General features: G+C 70.7%; 12 protein-coding genes and 1 pseudogene. 3 read left to right on the forward strand and 10 right to left on the reverse strand.

The genetic code is table 11. From position 1 onward, the window contains the following. Positions 1–118 precede the first annotated feature (118 nt). Positions 119–1,540, forward strand: a complete 1,422-nt coding sequence (locus ACKTSN_RS05090; protein ID WP_409467969.1) for a lipase maturation factor family protein — start codon at positions 119–121, stop codon at positions 1,538–1,540. Here ACKTSN_RS05090 and ACKTSN_RS05095 read toward each other — a convergent pair. From ACKTSN_RS05095 to ACKTSN_RS05130, 8 genes are read right to left on the reverse strand one after another with little or no spacing between them, the layout of a single operon-like run. Then, on the reverse strand, positions 1,528–2,373 hold the full coding sequence (locus ACKTSN_RS05095; RefSeq protein ID WP_409467970.1) for an amidohydrolase family protein: 846 nt from the start codon (positions 2,371–2,373) through the stop codon (positions 1,528–1,530). The two genes, ACKTSN_RS05090 and ACKTSN_RS05095, sit on opposite strands and share 13 nt — an antisense overlap. After that, positions 2,358–2,708 (reverse strand): L-rhamnose mutarotase, encoded by a 351-nt coding sequence (locus ACKTSN_RS05100; RefSeq protein ID WP_409467971.1) that lies wholly within the window; start codon positions 2,706–2,708, stop codon positions 2,358–2,360. The genes ACKTSN_RS05095 and ACKTSN_RS05100 overlap by 16 nt, the downstream gene beginning before the upstream one ends. Beyond that, positions 2,708–3,691 (reverse strand): aldo/keto reductase, encoded by a 984-nt coding sequence (locus ACKTSN_RS05105; RefSeq protein WP_409467972.1) that lies wholly within the window; start codon positions 3,689–3,691, stop codon positions 2,708–2,710. The genes ACKTSN_RS05100 and ACKTSN_RS05105 overlap by 1 nt, the downstream gene beginning before the upstream one ends. Beyond that, positions 3,688–4,443 (reverse strand): SDR family NAD(P)-dependent oxidoreductase, encoded by a 756-nt coding sequence (locus ACKTSN_RS05110; RefSeq protein WP_409467973.1) that lies wholly within the window; start codon positions 4,441–4,443, stop codon positions 3,688–3,690. Before ACKTSN_RS05110 ends, ACKTSN_RS05105 begins: the two co-directional genes overlap by 4 nt. After that, a complete protein-coding gene (locus tag ACKTSN_RS05115; protein ID WP_409467974.1) occupies positions 4,440–5,783 on the reverse strand; it encodes an L-fuconate dehydratase in 1,344 nt (447 codons plus the stop codon). The genes ACKTSN_RS05110 and ACKTSN_RS05115 overlap by 4 nt, the downstream gene beginning before the upstream one ends. A 36-nt stretch (positions 5,784–5,819) precedes the next feature. After that, positions 5,820–6,845, reverse strand: a complete 1,026-nt coding sequence (locus ACKTSN_RS05120) for an ABC transporter permease (protein ID WP_409467975.1) — start codon at positions 6,843–6,845, stop codon at positions 5,820–5,822. Continuing rightward, positions 6,838–8,349 carry a sugar ABC transporter ATP-binding protein gene (locus ACKTSN_RS05125; RefSeq protein ID WP_409467976.1) on the reverse strand — a complete coding sequence of 504 codons (1,512 nt, stop codon included), beginning with the start codon at positions 8,347–8,349 and terminating at the stop codon, positions 6,838–6,840. Before ACKTSN_RS05125 ends, ACKTSN_RS05120 begins: the two co-directional genes overlap by 8 nt. Further along, positions 8,346–9,419, reverse strand: a complete 1,074-nt coding sequence (locus ACKTSN_RS05130; protein WP_409467977.1) for a sugar ABC transporter substrate-binding protein — start codon at positions 9,417–9,419, stop codon at positions 8,346–8,348. The genes ACKTSN_RS05125 and ACKTSN_RS05130 overlap by 4 nt, the downstream gene beginning before the upstream one ends. Positions 9,420–9,602: 183 nt before the next feature. Here ACKTSN_RS05130 and ACKTSN_RS05135 point away from each other — a divergent pair, with 183 nt between their 5' ends. After that, positions 9,603–10,304 (forward strand): FadR/GntR family transcriptional regulator, encoded by a 702-nt coding sequence (locus tag ACKTSN_RS05135; protein ID WP_409467978.1) that lies wholly within the window; start codon positions 9,603–9,605, stop codon positions 10,302–10,304. A 19-nt stretch (positions 10,305–10,323) separates the two neighbouring features. On the opposite strand, the pseudogene ACKTSN_RS05140 reads toward ACKTSN_RS05135, so the two are convergent. Then, positions 10,324–13,342 (reverse strand): annotated as a pseudogene (locus ACKTSN_RS05140) (alpha-mannosidase). 269 nt (positions 13,343–13,611) lie between these two features. On the opposite strand from ACKTSN_RS05140, the gene ACKTSN_RS05145 reads away from it, so the two are divergent. Then, the gene (locus tag ACKTSN_RS05145; RefSeq protein WP_409467979.1) at positions 13,612–15,264 is read left to right on the forward strand and encodes an IS200/IS605 family accessory protein TnpB-related protein; all 1,653 of its coding nucleotides are present in this window, start codon (positions 13,612–13,614) and stop codon (positions 15,262–15,264) included. Between the two features lie 169 nt (positions 15,265–15,433). Here the strand turns inward: ACKTSN_RS05145 and ACKTSN_RS05150 are convergent, their stop codons facing one another. Next, positions 15,434–16,702, reverse strand: coding sequence for a glycoside hydrolase 5 family protein (locus ACKTSN_RS05150; RefSeq protein WP_409467980.1), 1,269 nt, complete (start codon positions 16,700–16,702; stop codon positions 15,434–15,436). Between the last annotated feature and the right edge of the window lies 1 nt (position 16,703).

Consider the following 16,703-nt stretch of genomic DNA (forward strand, 5'->3'; position numbering starts at 1 on the left):
AAGATGTCTGCTTCACTCTCCTGTGATCACGTAAACGGAGAGGGCGGACGCAGAGAGTGACGAACCGGTCCGGGGGCAGACGTACCGGCGCCAGAATGGAAGAGAGGAGCGCATGCCCGTGGACTGGTTCACCGCACCCGACTACTGGCTGAGCCGGCTGGTCTTCCAGCGGGCTCTGGCCGGCGTGTACCTGGTCGCGTTCCTGACGGCGGCCCTGCAGTTCCGGGCGCTGATCGGTGCCCGCGGGATGCTGCCGGTGCCGCGGTTCGTCGAGTATGTGCCCTTCAAGCGGGCGCCGAGCATCTTCCAACTCCACTACTCCGACCGCTTCTTCGCGGTGTGCGCCTGGTCGGGCTGTGCGGTGTCGGCGGCGCTGCTGGCCGGCCTGGACTCGCTGCTGCCGTTGTGGGGCGGCATGCTGCTGTGGCTGGTGCCGTGGGCGCTGTATCTGTCGATCGTCAACGTCGGCCAGACCTGGTACGGGTTCGGATGGGAGTCCCTGTTGCTGGAGGTCGGCTTTCTCGCCGTGTTCCTCGGCAACGACGAGGTGGCGCCGCCGATCGTGGTGCTGTTCCTGCTGCGCTGGATCCTGTTCCGGGTGGAGTTCGGCGCGGGTCTGATCAAGCTGCGCGGGGACGCGTGCTGGCGGAAGCTGACGTGTCTGGACTACCACCACGAGACCCAGCCGATGCCGGGCCCGCTGAGCTGGTTCTTCCACCATCTGCCGCGCCCGCTGCACCGGGTGGAGGTGGCCGCCAACCATGTCACCCAGCTCGTGGTGCCTGTTCTGCTGTTCACCCCGCAGCCGGTCGCCACCGCCGCCGCCTCGCTGATGATCGTCACGCAGCTGTGGCTGGTTCTGTCGGGCAACTTCTCCTGGCTGAACTGGATCACTATCGTGCTGGCCCTGTCCGTGGTGCAGTTCCCGAGCGACCCGCCGGCGGTGCCCGACGCTCCCCTCTGGTACATGGTCGTGGTCCTCGCGGTCGCCGCGCTGATCGTGTTCCTCAGCTATCAGCCGGTCCGCAACATGATCTCCCGCCGCCAGATCATGAACCGCTCCTTCGACCCGCTGCACCTGGTGAACACCTACGGCGCGTTCGGCAGCGTCAGCCGGGTGCGGTACGAGGTGGTGATCGAGGGCACGGCCGACGCCGTACCGCACGAGGACTCCGACTGGCGGGAGTACGAGTTCAAGGGCAAGCCCGGTGATCCCCGGCACTGGCCGCGCCAGTTCGCGCCGTACCATCTGCGGCTGGACTGGATGATGTGGTTCGCCGCGCTGTCGCCCGCGTATGCCGGCTCGTGGTTCGGCGCGCTGGTGGAGCGGCTGCTGGTGAACGACCGGGACACGCTGAGGCTGCTGCGCCGCTCGCCCTTCCCGCCCGACGAGCCCCCGCGGTTCGTCCGCGCCCGTCTCTTCCGTTACCGCTACACCACCTGGCGGGAGCTGCGGGAGACGGGTGCGTGCTGGGAGCGGACGTACGTGCGGGAGTATCTGCCGCCGACCCGGCTGGCGGAGGTGGCTCAGAGGTCGTAGACGCGGGTGGCGGTGGTTTCGAAGACTTGTGTGCGATCGAACGGGCTGAGCAACTCCTCGGCCGTGGCGAGCACCTGACCGTACGACGCCGCCAGAGTGCACACCGGCCAGTCGGAGCCGAACATCAGCCGGTCCGGGCCGAAGGCGTCCAGCACCACGTCGGCGTACGGGCGCAGGTCGTCGACCGTCCAGGAGGCGACGTCCGCCTCGGTGACCATGCCGGAGAACTTGCAGACAGTGTTGGAGAGGGCGGCCAGAGAGCGGACGGCGGTCTCCCAGGGTTCTCGCTCGCCGGAGGCGATGGGCGGCTTGCCCAGGTGATCGAGGACGAAGGTGAGCTGCGGCAGCGCCTCGGCCGCCTTGACGCAGACCGACAGCTGGTTCGGCAGGACGACCAGATCGTAGACCAGCCCCGTGTCCGCGACGGCGGCCAGTCCGCGCCGTACCTCCGCACGCAGCAGCCACTCCGGGTCGGGCTCGCCCTGGACCTGGTGGCGGATGCCCTTCAGGTACTGCCCTCCGGGCAGCTCCCGCAACCGGGCCAGTTCCTCGGCGGCGTCCGGGCGGGTGAGGTCGGTCCAGCCGACGACACCGGCGATCAGCTCGTGCTCGGCGGCGAGGGCCAGGAACTCCGGGGTCTCCTCGGGCACAGTGACCGTCTGGACGAGGACCGTACGGTCGACTCCGGCCGCCCGTGCTTCGGGGGCCAGGTCGGCGATGGTGAAGTTCCGCCGGAGCGGCTGGAGGTCGGGACCGGTGATCCAGTCCTGGTCCCGGACGGAGAGGTCCCACACATGGTGATGGGCGTCCACGACCGTCACGGCAGCTCCCATACGACGGGCAGGCCGGCGTCCGCGCCTTCGCGGGAGTAGTCGTGCACCACGTCGAGCAGCTCGGCCATGCGGGCCTGCCAGGCCACGTTCACCGGCAGTTTCTCCAGCTCGGCGAGGAGCCGGCCGTAGTCCTCGCACTCCAGGACGTGGAAGAGGTCGGTGCCTCCCCCACGCTCGGCTTCGCTCGCGCGGGGGGACCCCCACCGCCAGATCGTCCAGGAGGAGGCACCGGCGGCCCGGATGGCGTCCGTGAGTTCCTTCGGGACCTCGCGGTGGGCGGCCTCGTACTCGGCGACACGGTCCGCGCGGACCTTGGTGTGCAGGGCGACTCTCATCACGATTCCTCGGCGGGGACGGGGGCGTCGGGCGGCAGGAGGCCGGTGTCGCGCAGCTCCTGCCAGAAGGCGGCGGGCACGGGGGCCGCGAACTGGTGGGCGCAGTCGACGACTTCGTGCGCCGAGCGAGCGCCGACGAGCACGCTCGCGACCGCCGGGTGGGCGGCGCAGAAGGCCAGGGCGGCGGCGCGCAGGGTGGTGCCGTGGCGGTCGGCGACGGACTTCAGGCGCAGCGCCCGGTGCAGCAACTCGGGCGACGCGGCGGCGTAGTTGTACGTCGCGCCCGGCTTCGGGTCCGCCAGGAGGCCGGAGTTGAAGGCGCCGCCGATCACGACGGAGGTGCCGCGTGCCTCGGCGGCGGGCAGCAGCTCGGTGAGCGCCCCCTGGTCGAGCAGCGTGTAGCGGCCGGCGCACAGCACCACGTCGACGTCGGTGTCGTGCACGAAGCGCGTGAGCATCTGCGCCTGGTTCATGCCGGCGCCGATCGCGCCGACGACGCCCTCCGAGCGAAGCTTCTCCAGCGCCGGGTAGCCCTCCCGGAAGGCCCATTCGGCGTGGTCGTCGGGGTCGTGGAGGTAGACGATGTCGACGCGGTCGAGGCCGAGCCGTTCCAGGCTGGCCTCGAGGGTGCGTCGTATGCCGTCCTCGCTGAAGTCCCAGACGCGGCGGTGCGTGGCGGGGACGGCGAAGCCGTTGCCGAGGTCGTCGCCGTCTCCGTCAGACGGCTCCAGGCGGCGGCCCACCTTTGTCGAGATCGTGTACTGCGCGCGGGGGCGTCCGCGCAGGGCCGCGCCCAGGCGGCGTTCCGACAGGCCGAGGCCGTAGTGCGGCGCGGTGTCGAAGTAGCGGATGCCGCGCTGCCAGGCGGCGTCCACCGCCTCGTACGCCTGCTGCTCGCCGACCTCGGTGTAGAGGTTGCCGATGGTCCCGGCGCCGAAGGCCAGTTCGCTGACCTGGACGGCGCTGCCGCCGAGCCGCTTCACCGGCCCACCGGCCGCAGGCGCAGGCCCTGCATGCCGCCGTCGACGGCGAGGGCGGTGCCGGTCGTGGCCCCGGAGAGGGGGCTCGCCAAGTAAGCGATGGCGCCCGCGACTTCGGCGGCCGAGACGAGGCGGCCCGTGGGCTGGCGGGCCTCCAGGGCGGCGCGTTCGGCGGCCGGGTCGTCGGCGGCGTCGAGCAGGCGGCCGACCCAGGGGGTGTCCGCCGTGCCGGGGTTGACGCAGTTGACGCGGATGCCCTCGCGGACGTGGTCGGCGGCCATGGCGAGGGTGAGCGAGTACACGGCGCCCTTGGTCGCGCTGTACAGCGCCCGCTGCGGGAGTCCCGCCGTGGCCGCGATGGAGCAGGTGTTGACGATCGCCGCGTGCGCGGACCGGCGCAGATGCGGCAGCGCGGCGCGGGCCACCCGCACCATGCCGACGACGTTGACGTCGAGGACCCGGTGCCACTCGGCGTCGTCGTTGTCCTCGACGGTCCCCTGGGCGCCGATGCCGGCGTTGTTGATCACTACGTCCAGTCCGCCGAGGTCGGCCACGGCGGCCGCCACGGCCTCGCGTACGGAGGCGTCGTCGGTGACGTCGGCGCGGAAGGCGAGCAGCGGCTTCTCCACCGACGACGGGTCCAGGTCGAGCACGGCGACCTGGGCGCCGCGCTCGGCCAGGAGTTCCGCGGTGGCCCGGCCGATGCCGGAGGCGCCGCCCGTCACCAGGGCCTTGAGGCCCTCGAAGTCGCTCATGCGGCCTGGCCCTTCTTCTGCGTCTCGAGGTCGGCGGCCCAGAAGGTACCGCCGGGGAACGTGTACCGCGCGATCGACTCGGGCCGCATGGCAGCCGAGAAGCCCGGCGCGATGGGTGCCGTGTAGTGACCTTCCCTGATCACCACCGGATCGAGGAAGTGGTCGTGCAGATGGTCGACGTACTCGATGACCCGGTCTTCGGTGGTGCCGGTGACCGCCACATAGTCGAACATCGACAGGTGCTGGACGAGTTCGCACAGCCCGACGCCGCCCGCGTGCGGGCACACCGGCACGCCGAACTTGGCGGCGAGCAGCAGGATCGCGAGGTTCTCGTTGACGCCGCCGACACGGGCCGCGTCGATCTGCAGGACGTCGAGGGCGCCGGCCTGGAGGAGTTGCTTGAAGACGACCCTGTTCTGCACGTGCTCTCCGGTGGCCACCTTCACCGGGGCGACGGCCTTGCGGATCGCCGCGTGGCCGAGGACGTCGTCGGGGCTGGTGGGCTCCTCGATCCAGTACGGGTCGAACTCGGCGAGCGCCTTGGTCCAGCGGATCGCCTCGTCGACGTCCCAGCGCTGGTTGGCGTCGATCGCCATGCGGATGTCCGGCCCGACGACCGAACGGGCGACACGGCAGCGCCGTACGTCGTCCTCCAAATCCGCGCCGACCTTCAGCTTGATCTGCCGGAAGCCGTCGGCGACGGCCTCGGCGGCGAGGCGGGTGAGTTTGTCGTCGTCGTAGCCGAGCCAGCCGGCGGAGGTGGTGTAGGCGGGGTATCCGCGCTCCAGGAGCCGGGCTGTGCGCTCCTCCAAACCCTCCCGGCCCCGGCGCAGGATCTGCAGCGCCTCCTCCGGGGTGAGCGCGTCGGTGATGTACCGGAAGTCGATCTGGCGGACGATCCACTCGGGGTCGGCGTCGGCGAGCAGACGCCACAGGGGCTTCTCGGCCCGCTTGGCTGCGAGGTCCCACACGCCGTTCATGACCGCGCCGATCGCCATGTGCATCACGCCCTTCTCGGGACCGAGCCAGCGCAGCTGGCTGTCGCCGATCAGGTCGCGGTTCAGGGTCCTCGGATCGGCGCACAGCTCGCCGACGGACCGGCCGACGACATGCCCGCGCAGCGCCTCGATCGCGGCGACCTGGACCTCGTTGCCACGCCCGATGGTGAAGGTGAATCCGTGCCCCTCCAGCCCGTCCCCGGCGTCGGTGCGCAGTACGACGTACGCGGCCGAGTAGTCGGGGTCCGGGTTCATCGCGTCGGAGCCGTCGAGCTCGCGCGAGGTGGGGAAGCGGATGTCGTAGGTGTCGACCGCGATGATGCGGGCGGAGCTCGGGGACACAGAGGGCCTTTCGGTCGGTGGCAGTCAGGCGCGGGGTCAGTCCTGCGCGCGGCCCGTCGTCACGCGGGCGATCATGAGGGCGACCAGGATGATTCCGCCGTAGATGGCCTGGATCCAGAAGGACGGGACCTGGGCGAGGGTGAGCAGGTTCTGGACGACGCCGAGGAGGAGTACGCCGGTCAGGGCGCCGAACATGGTGCCCTTGCCGCCGTCCAGGCTGATGCCGCCGATCACCGCGGCCGCGAACACGGTGAAGATCATGTTGTTGCCCTGGTTGGCGCTGATCGCCCCGACGTAGCCGGTCTGGATGATCCCGCCGACGGCCGCGAGGGTGCCCGCGACGACGAACACGCCGAGCATCACACGCTCGACCCGGATGCCTGCCGCGCGGGCGGCGTCCGCGTTCCCGCCGATGGCGTACAGGGCTCGTCCGATGCGGTGGTACTTGAGCACGAACCCGGCGATCGCGAAGGCGGCCGCCGCGAGCCACACCGACATCGGGATGGTCAGGAAGGTGGTGGTGGCGAGGGAGTAGAAGCTGTCGGGCATCCCGAACAGCGTCTTGCCCTTGGTCGCCCCGACCAGCAGACCACGCAGGACGATCAGCATCGCCAGCGTCACGATGAACGCGTTGAGCTTGAACTTCACGACCAGGATGCCGTTGAAGGCACCGACGGCCGCTCCCACGACGACGATCGCCAACAGGGCGAGGGCGGCGGGGAGTTCGGTACCCCAGCCGGACTGCGCGGCGGGCAGGACGAGGAGCGCTCCGACGGCGGGTGCGATGCCGACCACCGACTCCAGGGACAGGTCGAACTTGCCGGTGATGAGGACGAGCGACTCGGCCAGCACGACCATCGCCAGCGCGGCGGAGGCGCCCAGGATCGAGATCAGGTTGCGCTCGGTGAGGAACGAGTCGTTGACCAGCGCGCCGAGCACCAGGAGGAGCAACAAGGCCGGCACCAGGGCGAGTTCGCGTGCGCGGCGGAGCAGGACCGTCCTGGCCGCACGGGGATCGGGGACCTTGACGGGCGTAACCGGTGGGGCCTTGGTGTCAGCCATGGTCCACTCCTTCGATGGAGGCGATCAGCTCGTGGTCGCGCCAGCCCGCCGGGTGCTCGGCGACGACACGGCCGTGGAACAGGACGAGGACGCGGTCGCAGCGGCGCAGGTCATCGAGTTCGTCGGAGACGACGAGTACGGCGGTGCCGTCCTCGCGGGCGCTGTCCATGCGGGCGAGCAGGGACTCCTTGGACTTCACGTCGACGCCCGCGGTGGGGTTGATCAGCACGAGCAGACGGGGGTCGGAGGCGAGGGCGCGGGCCATCACGACCTTCTGCGCGTTGCCGCCGGACAGGTCGGAGACGGGCTGGTCCGGGCCCTCGGTGTGGATGTCGAGGCGTTCGATGAGGGCGGTGGCGAAGCCGCGCTTGCGTTCGGTGCCGACGAAGCCGAAGCGGCCGAGCCGGTCGAGGACGCTCATGGTGGCGTTGTCACCGATGGTCATGCCGGCGACCAGGCCCTGGTCGTGCCGGTCGCGGGGCACGCAGGCGACGCCCGCCTTGAGGGCGGCCTGCACATCGCCGAACGGGAGTCTCTGATCGCCCAGTTGAGCGGTCCCGCTCGTGGGTGTGTGCAGTCCCGCGAAGGACTCGGCGAGCTCCACCTTGCCGCTGCCGCTGATCCCGGCGAGTCCGACGACCTCGCCGCGGCGGACGGTGAGGTCGATGTTCTCGTACGACGGTGAGGTGAGCCCGCGCGCTTCGAGGAGAACGGGCGCGTCGTGGTCGACGTCCCTGGGGTCCACGGCCTGTTCGGCGATGGTCTCGATGGACTCGCCCGCCATGGCCTCGACCAGGGCCCGGCGCGGGAGTTCGGCGACCGGTGCCGTCGTGATCCAGCGGGCGTCGCGCAGGACCGTGACGGTCTGGCAGACCTCGTACACCTCCTGGAGGTGGTGCGAGATGAACAGGAAGGTGACGCCGGAGTCCTGGAGCGCCCGCATGCGGGTGAAGAGCCGCTCGATCTCACGGTTGTCGAGCTGGGCGGTGGGCTCATCAAGGATGATGAAGCGGGCGCCGAAGCTCAACGCCCTCGCGATCTCGACCATTTGGCGGTCCTCGACCTCGAGGTCGGCGGTGCGGGCCTCGGGGTCGACGTGCACGTCCCAGGTGTCGAGGAGCTGGGCGGCCTCGGCGCGCAGCTTGCGCCAGCTGATGAAGCCGCGTTGGAGGGGCTGGCGGTTGATGAACAGGTTCTCGGCGACCGTCAGCTCGGGGACGACCGTGGGCTTCTGGTACACGCAGGCGACCTTGCGGCGCCAGGCGTCGCGGTCGGCCAGCGGGGGCGCGGGGTCACCGTCGAAGCGGACCTCGCCCTCGTCGGCCGCCTGGAGGCCGGTGAGGATGTTGACCAGGGTCGACTTGCCGGCGCCGTTGCGGCCGACGAGGGCATGGGACTCGCCGGGGAGGACGGTGAGCCGGGCGTCGGCGAGGGCGATGGTGGGGCCGTAGCGCTTGACGATGTCCCGCGCCTCGACGATGGGTGTGATCACGGCCGTACTCATTTGACCGTGTTGCCCCAGAGCTCGGGGTCGTCGACGTTGTCCTTGGTGACCAGCGGGGCGGGCAGCTGGTCCTCCAGGATGCCGCTGGGCAGCTTGACGATGGTCGAGTCGTGGTCGGTGGGACCGGGCTCGAACGTCTTCCCCTCCATCGCCGCCTTGATGTAGTACATGCCGTACTTGGCGTACAGGTCGGCGGGCTGGGAGACGGTCGCGTCGATCTCGCCCTTGCGGATGGCGTCGTACTCCTGCGGGATGCCGTCGTTGGAGACGATCGTGATGTGACCGGCCTGCCCGGCCTTCTTCAGCATGCCCTTCGACTTCAGGGTCTGGAGGGTCGGCGCGAGGTAGACGCCGCCCGCCTGCATGTAGATGCCCTTGATGTCGGGGTTGGCGTTGAGGAGGGTGTCCAGCTTGGAGGCCGCGGTGTCGGACTCCCACTTGGCCGGGATCTCCAGGACCTTGAGCTTGGGGAAGTTCTTCTTCACGCAGGCACGGAAGGCCTCGGAGCGGTCGCGGCCGTTGACGGAGGCGAGGTCGCCCATGATCTGCACGACCTTGCCGGACGGGATCTGCTCGCCGAGGTACTGGCAGGCCTTCTCGCCGTACGCCACGTTGTTGGCGCGCACCACCATCGCGACCTTGCCCTTGTCCGGCGCCACGTCGACGGCGACGACCGGCACGCCCTTGCGTTCCGCCTGGTCGAGGCCGGCCTCGATGGCGGCGCTGTCCAGCGGGGCCACGACCAAGCCCTTCACGCCCTGGTTGAGTTGGTTGTTGATGTCGGTGATCTGCTGTGAGGGGTCGCTGTTGGAGTTGACCGTCTTCAGTGCGTCGACGCCTTCGGAGTCCGCCATCTTCGGCACATAGTCGTTGTACGACTGCCAGAACGGCGAGGTCAGCAGGGGCAGGATGACTCCCACCTTGCCGGTACCGCCGCCTCCTCCGGCGCTGGAGGCGCCGGTGTCCTTGGTGCTGCCGCACGCGGCGAGCACGAGCGAGGCGCCGGCGACCGCGGCCACCGCCTTGACCATCCGTGACCTGTTCTGCTTCCGCGCTGTTGTGCCGGGCATCTGGCGGCTCCTCGTTGAGCGTGTTCGAGCAGATGCCCGCATATTTATCAGACCACTTTGCCGGTACAACACCCTGCGGAGGCAGATTCTCGCTGTTTCCGGCCGTAGTGGTCCGACCAACCTGGTGATTACACTGCCGCTCACCAGGCGCCCTCAGGCGCCTCGGGCGATGGGAGGAATGGCGTGGACGAGACAGCCCCGCAGAAGGGCACCGTGACGCAGCGCGCCATCGAGCGGATCAAGGCGATGATCGCCGAGGGGCGGCTGGAGCCCGGCCAGCGGCTGCCGACCGAGCGCGATCTGGCGGCCCAGCTCGGCATCTCCCGCAGCTCGATGCGCGAGGCGATCCGCGCGCTGACGGTGCTGGGGGTGCTGGAGGCCCGGCACGGCTCCGGCATCTACGTCACGCAACTGGAGGCCGGCGACCTGCTGGAGACGTTCGGTGTGGTGGCCGACCTGTCCCGCGGTTCACGTCTGGTGGAGCTGCTGGAGGTGCGCCGCATCCTGGAGTCGACGGCGACAGCCCTGGCGGCGGCGCGCATCACACCGGACCGGCTGGCGGAGGTCGAGAAGCACCTGACGGCGATGAACGCCACGGACGACCCCGAGGAGATCCTCGCCCACGACCTGGCCTTCCACCGCGAGATCGCGGTGGCCGCCGGCAACGAGACCATGGCCGCGATCCTGGAGGGCCTGTCCTCCCGCACCTTCCGCGCCCGCGTCTGGCGCGGCTACCAGGAACAGGGCGCCTTCGCCCGCACCCGCCGCGAGCATGCCGCGATCCACCGCGCCCTGGTCGCCCGCGACCCGGAGGCGGCGAGGGCGGCGGCCGCCGCGCACGTGGGAGAAGTGGAGGAGTGGCTGCGGGACCGACTCGCGCGGTGAGCCGGTCCCGCGAGGGACGTCAGGCCCGCTTCAGCCGCAGGGTCATCAACTCGAAGGGGCGCAGTCGTACGGTGATCCCGTTGCCGTCCCGTGCGGGGGCGGCCGTCTCCGGCAGCGGGCGTTCCAGCAGGTCGGTGACCGTGACCCCGGTGACCTGGAAGCCCGCGGTGAGCGTGGCCCGGGCCCGGCCGCCGTGGGCCTCGTGGAAGCGGACGACCACGTCGCCGCTGCCGTCGTCGGCCAGCTTGACCGCGGTGACGACCACCGCCTCCTGATCGACCGCGACCAGCGGCGCGACCTCCCCCGCGCCGGTGACCCACCGCTCCGGCAGGTTCAGCCGCCAGCCCTCACGGACCGCGTCGCCGATGCCGGCACCCGGGACGAGGGCGTGCCGGAAGCGGTGGACGCCCTGGTCGGTCTCGGGGTCGGGGAAGCGCGGGGCGCGCAGCAGGGAGACGCGGACGGTGGTGGTCGTGCCTCCGTCGCCGTCGGTGCGGACGGTGCGGGTCACGTCGTGGCCGTACGTCGAGTCGTTGACGATCGCCACACCCCAGCCGGGCTCCTCCAGGTGGACGAAGCGGTGGTTGCAGGCCTCGAACTTTGCCGCCTCCCATGAGGTGTTGGTGTGGGTGGGCCGGTGGAAGTGCCCGAACTGGGTTTCCGACGCGTACCGTTCGGCGTGCACGTCGAGCGGGAAGGCGAGCTTGAGGAACTTCTCCGTCTCGTGCCAGTCCACCTCCGTGTCCACCACCAGCCGCCGCTCCCCCGGCGCGAGCGAGAGCACCTGGGTGACGCGCGACGCGCCGAAGGACCGTACGATCCGCACCGACACGCCGTCCTCACCGGCGATGACCTCGTCGGCGTCGGTCAGGTCGGTGACCGTGTTGCGGTAGAACTCGTCGACGTCCCAGGCGTCCCACATGTTCGGGAAGTCGGGGTGGAGCTGGAGGAGGTTCGCTGCCCGGCCGGGGGCGATCGTCTCGCGGTCGGCCTGGCTGTCGTACGCCGACACGACCAGGCCCCGGGCATCGACCTCGATGCGCAGCAGCCCGTTGTCCAGGACGTGGCCGCCGTCCGGACGGGCGGCGAGCGTGGTGCGGCCCTTGGTGGTGGGCGTGGCCGCGCCGCCCGCCGGGACTCCGGCGCGGGCATGGGGGGCCGCGTTGAAGACGAGCGGGGTGGTGCCCTCGCCGGCCAGGGAGCGCTGGGCGGCGTCGATGATCCGGGTCAGCTCTTCGGCGAGCCGCTCGTAGGTGCGGCGGGCCTCGCGGTGCACCCAGGCGATGGAGGAGCCGGGCAGGATGTCGTGGAACTGGTGCAGCAGCACCGTCTTCCAGATGCGGTCCAGGTCCTCGTAGGGGTAGGGGAATCCGGTGCGCACGGCCGCCGTGGCCGCCCACAACTCGGCCTCACGCAGGAGGTGTTCGCTGCGGCGGTTGCCCTGTTTGGTCTTGGCCTGGCTGGTGAGGGTGGCGCGGTGGAGTTCGAGGTAGAGCTCGCCGACCCAGACCGGCGGGTTCGGGTACTCGGCCTCCGCCTTGGCGAAGAAGTCCGCCGGGGTCTCCCAGACGACGGTCGCCGAGCCTTCGAGGTCGCGCAGCCGCGCCGCCTTGGCGACCATCTCGCGGGTCGTACCGCCGCCGCCGTCGCCCCAGCCGGTGGGGGCGAGGGAGTGCCGGGCGACGCCCTTGTCCTTGAAGTTCCGTGCGGCGTGGGCGATTTCGCTGCCCTTCATGGAGCAGTTGTAGGTGTCGACGGGCGGGAAGTGGGTGAAGATCCGGGTGCCGTCGATGCCCTCCCACTGGAAGGTGTGGTGCGGGAACTTGTTCGTCTGCGACCAGGAGATCTTCTGCGTCAGCAGCCACTTGGATCCCGCGGCCTTGATGATCTGCGGCAGTCCGGCGGCGAAACCGAAGGTGTCGGGCAGCCAGGCCTCGTCGTTCTCGATGCCGAACTCGTCGAGGAAGAACCGCTTGCCGTGCACGAACTGCCGGGCCATCGCCTCGGATCCCGGCATGTTGGTGTCCGACTCGACCCACATCCCGCCGGCCGGCACGAACCGCCCGTCCGCCACGGCCTTCTTCACCCGCGCCCACACCTCGGGCCGGTGCTCCTTCACCCAGGCCCACTGCTGGGCCTGCGACATGGCGAACACGAAGTCCGGCTCGTCGTCCAGGAGCGCGGTCATGTTGGCGGTGGTGCGGGCCACCTTGCGGACCGTCTCACGCAGCGGCCACAGCCACGCCGAGTCGATGTGCGCATGGCCGACAGCGCTGATTCGGTGCGCGGACGGGGCCGCCGGGGTGGCGAGGACGTCGGTGAGCCGGGAACGGGCCTCGGCCGCCGTGCCGCCCACGTCCTGGAGATCGACCGCGTCCAGGGCCCGCTCCACCGCCCGCAGGATCTCCCAGCGGCGCGGACTCCACCGGCAGCTCGGCCATCAGCTCGCCGAGCACTTCCAGGTCGATCACCAGCTGCCACACCGTCTCGTCGAGGACGGCGAGATCCATGCGCGTGAGCGTGTACTGCGGTTCGCTGCCGGCGGTCTCCTTGTCGCCGAGCTGCGTGGGCACGAACGGGTGGTAGTCGAGGATGACGGGGTTGGAGGCGGCCTCGATGTGCAGGCGCACCTCCTCGCCGCCCTCGACCGGGGCGCCGATGCGCACCCACTGGTTGCGCGGGTTGAGGCCCTTCACCGGCGTGCCGTCAGACCGGTAGACCAGGCCCTCGCACTGGAAGCCGGGCATGTTCTCGTCGAAACCGAGGTCGAGGATCGCCTCGACGGTCCGGCCGGCCCACGCCTCGGGCACGGTCCCGGTGACCCGGAACCAGCTGGTGCCCCAGGGAGCACCCCACCGGGCGCCCACCTCGATCGGCTCGGTCGCGGCCGCGAGCCCCTCGGCAACCGGCACGGGTTCGTCGGGGGCGTGCCAGACGGCCACGTCGAGTGGCACGGACTCGGGATACACGGCGGGTCGGATGCGTTCGTCGAGGACACGCCTCAGACGGGCCTCGACGAGGGTGCGGTCGTCATGCATGCGGGGTGCTCCATAGCTGGGTTGCGGTGGTTACCAGGTGTGGTTCACGGTCACGGGGTCTGGAACTGTTGCCGCTGGGGTGCGTTCAAGTGTGTTCTGGTGAGCAGGAGTGAGTGCTGGTGGTCTGTGCCGTATCGCGCGGTCTGGCCATGGTGTCGGCCCCTTCGGTATGGGAACGGGTGCACCCGCATCGAATGCGTGACCTTCGCGGGTGGTGTTCGTTGGGTCCGGTGACGGGGTCTTCGGATGGTCCGGGCGGGGGTGAAGGCGTGGGCGGACTGAGGGAGGTAGTGGAGTCGTTCGTCGCGTCCGGCCCGGCCGGTGTGGCTGTCCGGACCCGGCTCAAGCGTCTGACGCCGGACGACGAGAAGGTGCTGCGGCTGGTCGGCGCGCATCTCGGCTCGCTCGCCTCGAAGGACCTCAGGGCCCGCTGCGCGGACGCTCTGGATCACTCCGCGGACACGTGGGCGGTGCGGAAGCGGGAGCTGACGGCGGTGTCGTCGTCGCGGTGGGCGGGCAGCATCACCAAGGCCACTCATGACCAGTGGGCGCTCGCCCGCCGCTGCCAGTTCGCCCACATCCAGAGCCTCGAAGCGGGCATCGGCACGATCGCGCACCGGTTGTCGCTCCCGGTCGGGGAGAAGGGCAGCAAGAAGGCGCCGGGCGGCTACCGTTCCCGTCAGGAGTGGCATGCCAAGGCCCGCCGCCTGCACGTCCTCGAAGGCCGGCTGACCGCCGTGCGGGCCGACCGCGACGCCGGGATCGTGCACGTGGTGCGGGGCGGCAAGCGCCTGGCCCGCACCCGCCACCACCTCGACACCGCCCAGCTCACCGAGGCCGAGTGGCGCAGCCGGTGGGAAGCCGAACGCTGGTTCCTCGCCGCCGACGGCGAGTCGGGGAAGCGGTACGGCAACGAGACCATCCGCGTCACCCCCGACGGCGAGGTGAGCATCAAGCTGCCCGCCCCGCTGGCAGACCTGGCGAACGCGAAACATGGCCGATACGTGCTCGCCGCCCTTGTGAGCTTCCCGCACCGGGGGCCGGAATGGGCCGACCGTGTTGAGGCCAACCGGGCCGTCGCGTACCGCATCCACTACGACGTCACACGCAGCCGCTGGTACCTCACCGCGTCCTGGCAGTACCAGCCAACGAGGACGATCCCGCTTCAGGCTGCCCTGGCCGAGGGCGTGATCGGCGTGGACGCCAACGCCGATCACCTCGCCGCCTGGCGCCTGGATACCCACGGCAACCCGATCGGCTCCCCCCGCCGCTTCTTCTACGACCTGTCCGGCACTGCGCAGCATCGCGACGCCCAGGCCCGCCACGCCCTCACCCGGTTGCTGAACTGGGCGAAGACCTGCGGCGTCAAAGCGATTGCGGTAGAGGATCTCGACTTCGGCGCGGAGAAGACCCGGGAGAAACACGGACGCAAGAAGCGCTTCCGCCGACTGATCTCCGGCATGCCCACCGGGCAGCTCCGCGCCCGGCTGACCTCGATGGCCGACCACAGGGGCATCGCCATCATCGCGGTGGACCCGGCCTACACCAGCCGCTGGGGGTCCCAGCACTGGCAGAAGCCCCTCACCGGCAAGAACCGCAACACCACTCGCCACGACGCGGCCGCCGTGGCGATCGGCAGGCGCGCCCAGGGACACCCGATCCGGCGACGGACGGCACCGCCCCCTGCTCACCGGAGTGATGAGCAGGGGCATCGGACCGTCCAGGCCCGACCGGAGGTCCTCAGGCGTGAGGGAACCCGCCCCCGCATCCCCGGACCACGGACACGATCCGTGCGCGCCGGATGCGGAGCGAACGCGGGCAACCAGAACGCCCAACACCGTTCGGGGCGTTCGGCTGAGCGTGGGTTCTGGCAACAGGACTCACTCCCGCTCAGTCTCCAGGAACGGTCCGACGAGGTGTAGAGCTCCCCTACGGCGCGCAGTTCGAACCGCGCCGCCCGCTCACCCTGCTCGGGCCGGAGGCCGCCGACGAAGTAGGCCCGCTGGCAGGTGCCGCCGAGGAAGCGCCGGGTGCCGTCGGGCAGAAGGGCGGCTGCGGCGCCGGCGAGTAGGACGGTGCGTCTGGTGGGGGTCACGAGCGGGTGCCTCCTTGGGTTCCTTGTGGGAGGGGAAGTACCTGATCGGGAGTGACGACCTCGGTGATGCCGCGGGCGGCGAGATGGTCCTTGTCGTCCGCCTTGGTGTCGAGGACGGTGGTGGGCCGGGCGCCGTCGGCGACCAGCCGGAAGAAGGCGTCGAAGACCGGACCGCCGGGCGCGCAGCGGGAACGGAGGGACGGATCCGCGGGTACGACGAGCGCCGTGGTCCGGGCGGCGGCCGCGGCGCCGGTGTGCTCACGGGCCGCGCGGGCCAGCACCCGCGCGGAGTCCTTGGGCCGCCGGTCGTTGGTCAACAGGCCGAGGCTGTACTCGAGTTCGGGGAAGTCGGCAAGGTCGCGCGAGACGTCGTGGGAGCACCACCAGGTGATGCCCCACAGGTCCGGGCAGTCCAACGCGTGCCGCACCGTGGCCTCGGTGAAGGAGGCGGCGTGTTCGGCCGGGACGAGCGGGGCGGGTGCGCCGACCTCCTGGAGCCAGACGGGCCGGTGCGGGTCGTCGGCCCAGGCCTTGCTGAGCTCGATGAGGTACTCGGCGTGGTGTTCGCTCGGCACGGAGGTACGGCCGTGGCGCTGGGCGGTGCCGTTGAACACCCAGGAGTGCACGGCCGTGACGGCACCGCGCCGGGCCGCCTGGGCCGGGGTGAACGGCTGGTCGTCCTGGTACCAGGTCGCGTCGTACTCGGCGTGCAGGTGCAGTCTGCCGGGCGCGCCCTCCTCGCAGGCGGCCAGCATGCGGTCCAGCCAGGCGTCGATCTGTGCCTCGGTGGCCCGGTCGGGGTCGGGATGCGGGCCTGCGGCGAACTGGTTGACCTCGTTGCCCAGGGTCATGCCGAGGAAGTTGGGGCGGTCGGCGAGGGCCGCGGCCAGGGTGCGCAGGTAGGTCACCTGGCCGTCGAGGACGTCCGGGTCGGTGAAGAGGTTCCGCCGGTGCCAGGTCCCGGTCCAGGCCGGCAGGAAGTCGAAGCTGCTCAAGTGCCCTTGCAGCCCGTCCACATTGACGTCGAGTCCGCGTTCGGCGGCGGCGTCGACGAGTGCGACCAGCTGCTCGACGGCCTTCGGCCTGATCAGGGTGCGGTTGGGCTGGAAGTACGGCCACAGCGGGAAGACCCGGATGTGGTCCAGGCCCAGCGCGGCGATGGAGTCGAGGTCGGCGCGTACGGAGTCCAGGTCGAAGTCGAGCCAGTGGTGGAACCACCCCTCGCTGGGGGTGTAGTTGACGCCGAAGCGCACGGCAGGAGGCATG

It is taken from the genome of Streptomyces flavusporus (assembly GCF_046267975.1).
GTDB classification, from domain to species: domain Bacteria; phylum Actinomycetota; class Actinomycetes; order Streptomycetales; family Streptomycetaceae; genus Streptomyces; species Streptomyces flavusporus.